Origin of the sequence: Streptomyces phytophilus, from assembly GCF_013870535.1 — a bacterium.
GTDB classification, from domain to species: Bacteria; Actinomycetota; Actinomycetes; order Streptomycetales; family Streptomycetaceae; genus Streptomyces; species Streptomyces phytophilus.
This window is the reverse complement of the sequence record NZ_JACBXC010001469.1, coordinates 1-1,371: the sequence shown is the minus strand read 5'-3', so window position 1 is coordinate 1,371 and position 1,371 is coordinate 1. Positions and strand designations below refer to the sequence as shown.

The window sequence follows — 1,371 nt, the reverse complement described above, 5'->3', positions numbered from 1 at the left end:
GAAGGGGCGGGGTCGGGGAACATCCCACCCGCCGACCACCCCGCCACCGCCACCGCGAACGGCCGACCGCCATCGCGAACGGCCAACCGCCACCGCCAACGGTCGACCGACCGACCCCCGACCCCCGGCCATCGGCCGCCGGGGGGGTGTCAGTGCCCGGTGGCAGACTCGGGGGCATGCACTGGGCCATGGCCGACGGACCTCACGGCGGAGTCACCGTCTGTCCCGTCGACCCCGACGGCACCCCCGACCTCACCCCCGCCGGCCCTCCGCACACCTACCCCCACCCCGCCGACGCCCTTCGCCACCACCCCACCGCCGACCGCTGGATCTGGCCCTCCACCGCCGCGTTCTACCCCCGCCTCCTCGACGCGGGCATCACCGTCCCCCGCTGCCACGACATCGAAGCCGCCGAGGCCGTCCTTCTCGGCCACGAGGGAATGTGGGGCCTGCCCCGCTCGGTGGCCGCCGCCTGGGCCCGACTCCGCGGGCTCCCCGTGCCTGCTGATCCGCCGCCCCGCTCGTTCGGGAGCGAGCCCGGGTCCACCCTCTTCGACCCCGCCCCCACCGCCACCCACGGCATCGACGAACTCCTCGCCGTCCACGCCGCGCAGCGCGACCGCATCGCCGCCTCCGCCGCCCCGCACCGCCTGCGCCTCCTCCTCGCCGCCGAGTCCGCCGGCATGCTCGTCGCCGCCGAGATGCACCGCGCGGGACTCCCGTGGCGCGCCGACGTGCACGACGCCCTGCTCACCGAGTTGCTCGGCGGCCGGTACCCCGGCGGCCTGGAGCCGCCCCGCCTCGCCGAACTCGCCGACGACGTCTCCCGCGCGTTCGGCGAGCGGGTCCGCCCGGACCTGCCCGCGGAGGTCGTCCGCGCGTTCCGCAAGGCCGGCGTCCGGGTCGCCTCCACCCGCAAGTGGGAGCTCCAGGACGTCGACCACCCCGCCGTCGCCCCGCTGCTGGAGTACAAGAAGCTCTACCGGCTGCACACCGCCCACGGCTGGTCCTGGCTGCAGACCTGGGTGCACGACGGCCGGTTCCGCCCCGAGTACCTGCCGGGCGGTGCCATGTCCGGTCGCTGGACCACGCACGGCGGCGGCGCGCTGCAGATCCCGCGCGTCGTGCGCCGCGCGGTCGTCGCGGACGAGGGCTGGCGCCTGGTGGTCGCGGACGCGGACCAGATGGAGCCGCGCGTGCTGGCCGCCGTCTCCCGCGACCCGGGGCTGATGGCGGCGGCGGACGGCACCCGGGACCTGTACGAGGCGCTGGCGGACCGCGCGTTCGCGGGCGGGCGCGCGGAGGCGAAGCTCGCGCTGCTGGGCGCGATCTACGGTCAGACCTCCGGCGACGCGCTGACGTACCTGGCGG

1 protein-coding gene is annotated in these 1,371 nt (G+C 76.7%); it reads left to right on the top strand.

Annotated features, from left to right (window positions below):
• Positions 1-176: 176 nt before the first annotated feature.
• On the top strand, positions 177-1,371 hold a 1,195-nt coding region (locus H5J30_RS33435; RefSeq protein WP_181791492.1), incomplete at its 3' end, for a bifunctional 3'-5' exonuclease/DNA polymerase.